Below are 2684 nucleotides of genomic sequence, written 5' to 3'. Positions count from 1 at the left end.
GGTCGCGGCGCGGCGCGAGGCGCGCCTGCGACTGGCCCTGGCTCGCGGCTGGTTGCACCGCGACCGCGGCCGCTGGACGCTGGCCCACGCCTGGGCCGACAGCGCGGCCCGGATCTCGCCCGCCGAGCGCGAGGTCCGCATGCTGCAGGGGCTGTGCCGGGCCGCGCACGGCGACCTGCGGGGCGCCTACAACATCTCGCGCGACATCGAGACCAAGGAGTACTTCCGCTTCGAGTGGCGGTGGATCCGGGGCGTCGCCGAACTGGCCCGCGGCGACGTGGCGAACGCCTACTACTGGCTGCGCGACACGCGTCCCGAGGCCCCCTGGTCCGCCCGCTTCCATCGCGACCTGGCCCTGGTCTGCGAGCGCGTCGGCGACCCCGTGGAGGCCCGCCGCTTCTTCACCTACAGCCACGACGCGCTCGCGCTGGGGCCGGGCACCTGCCCGGGACCCGTCGACGTCCTGGTCGACGAGGGGCGCGCCGAGCCCGGACGCCGCCCCGTCTGGATCGCCTTCGGACGCCTGCTGGCGGCCGGCTCGCCCTACGGCTGGGCCTTGGCGGCCAGCGACAGCTTCGCGGCGGCGACCGCGTCGACTGCGTCGACCGCCCGCGTCGCGTGGGCCGACCGCGCCGTGGACGCCTACGGGGTCTGCATCCGCCTCGACGATCACCAGGAGCAGTGCCGGGCCGGACGCGGGCTGCTGTACGCGAGGATCGGCGCCGACGAGCTGGCGCTGGAGGACCTGCGGCGCGTCCTGACCGCCCGGCGGGAGCGCGGCGAAGGCGGGGGGGAGCTCGCGGCGACGTACGGGCGCCTGCTGAACCGAACCGGCCGGGTCGAAGCCGCGGAGGAATGGCTGCGCGAGGCGCTGGTCGCGGCGCCGCAGCGGGCGGAGATCTGGAGCGATCTGGGCTACGCGCTGATCATGACCGGGCGCGCGTCGCAGGGGGAGGAGGCGCTGGACCGCGCCTTGGCCCTGGATCCCGGCCTGGCGGCCGCCTGGTTCAACCGCGGGCTGCACCGCTACCAGTCACGCCGCTGGAGCGAGGCGGCGGACGACTTCACCCGCGCCCTGGAGCTCGCGCCCGACCACCCCGACATCCCGCCCCTGCTGCAGCAGGCCCGTGCCCGCGCCCGGCAGTGAGCCCGACGGTCACCGGGCGACCGGGCTGCGGTCGTGCCGCCGCCACGCCTTGGCGATCAGCCACAGGTTCAGCCCCACGATCGCGAGCATGAGCGCGCGCGCTCCCCACAGGTAGGGGATGTTCGCTTCCGCCTCGTCGTGCATGAGCAGCTTGGGCACGGCGTCCTGGTACGTCCAGACGCCCAGGATGGCCAGCATGTAGAGCGGCGTGACGTACTTGATCACGAACTTGAAGACGCCGGGGACCTTCAGCTGCGCCCCCTTGTGCATCTCCTGCCAGCCGCGCTCGACTCCGAACACCCAGCCGAAGATGATCACCTCGATGACGCCGAACACGACCAGGCCGAACGTGCCGGCCCAGAAGTCCATCTCGTCCATGAAGCCGTAGCGGAAGAACGCCACCACGGCGACCGTGCCCGCCAGCAGCACGGCGAAGACCGCGTTGACGGACCTCACGCGCGACCATTTGAATTCGTCCTCGACGAAGGCGACCGCCGGCGACAGCAGCGCCACCGACGAGGTGATGCCGGCGATGAACAGCAGCAGGAACCACATCGCGCCGAGCAGCTGGCCGAGGGGCAGCTGCTGGAAGATGGCGGGCATGGCGACGAAGCCGAGGTCGAAGGAGCCGGCCGCCGCGATCTGCTGCGTCTCGGCGATGCCGAAGAAGGCGACCGCGACCGGGATCGCGATGGTGCCGCCGAGGATCACCTCGGCGAACTCGTTGGTCATCGTGGTGGCCAGGCCGTTCAGGGTGACGTCGTCCTGCTCGCGCACGTACGAGGCGTAGCAGTTGATCATCCCCTGGCCCAGGCTGAGCGTGAAGAAGATCTGGCCGGCCGCCGCCAGCCAGACCGAGGCCCGCCCGAGCAGGGCGAAGTCAGGCTGCCAGACGAAGGCCAGCCCCTCGGCCACGTTGCGTTCCGGGAAGGAGGGGTCCGGCGCGCCCATGGTCAGCACGCGCACCGCCAGCACGATCGCGAACACGAACAGCACCGGCAGGCCGTACTTCGCCAGCACCTCGATGCCGCGGGAGATGCCGCGCGCCAGGAAGAACCAGTTGAAGAACAGGGTCAGCGCCAGGAAGGCGACCGCGGGCAGGACCGAGGGGAAGAACCCGTTGGCGGCGACGCCCTGGTAGCCCTGCAGGAACTGGCTCATCGCCTCGCGCGAGGTGTTGCCCCAGTAGGCGCCGGTGCCGGAGAACCAGCTGAAGCCCAGCGTCCACGACTCGATGAAGCAGTAGTAGATGCCGATGGTGAAGGGCAGGAAGATGCCGAAGGCGCCGAGGTACTTGGCCAGGGGGTGCTTCCACATCAGGTGGAACATCCCCGGCGTGGAACCGTGGCCCCGGGTGCCGCCGTACCGGCCCGTGGTCCACTCGACCCACATCAGGGGGATGCCGAGCAGCAGCAGCGCGATGAAGTAGGGGATCATGAAGGCGCCGCCGCCGTTGTCGGCCGCCTGGCGCGGGAAGCGCAGGAAGTTGCCCAGCCCGATGGCGTTGCCCGCCATGGCCAGGATCAGGCCGATGCGC

The 2684-nt window shown here is 71.5% G+C and carries 2 protein-coding genes; one reads left to right on the top strand and one right to left on the bottom strand.

Translation table 11 applies throughout. The features are described from left to right. On the top strand, positions 1–1147 hold a 1147-nt coding region (locus Q7W29_14785; GenBank protein MDO9173087.1), incomplete at its 5' end, for a tetratricopeptide repeat protein. 9 nt (positions 1148–1156) lie between these two features. Here the strand turns inward: Q7W29_14785 and Q7W29_14780 are convergent. Next, positions 1157–2684, bottom strand: a 1528-nt coding sequence (locus Q7W29_14780; protein ID MDO9173086.1) for a sodium-dependent transporter, incomplete at its 5' end; no start/stop codon positions are given.

It is taken from the genome of bacterium (assembly GCA_030654305.1).
Lineage (GTDB): Bacteria > Krumholzibacteriota > Krumholzibacteriia > LZORAL124-64-63 > LZORAL124-64-63 > PNOJ01.
Note: the sequence above shows the minus strand (reverse complement) of the source record. Positions and strands in the feature narration are given on the sequence as shown.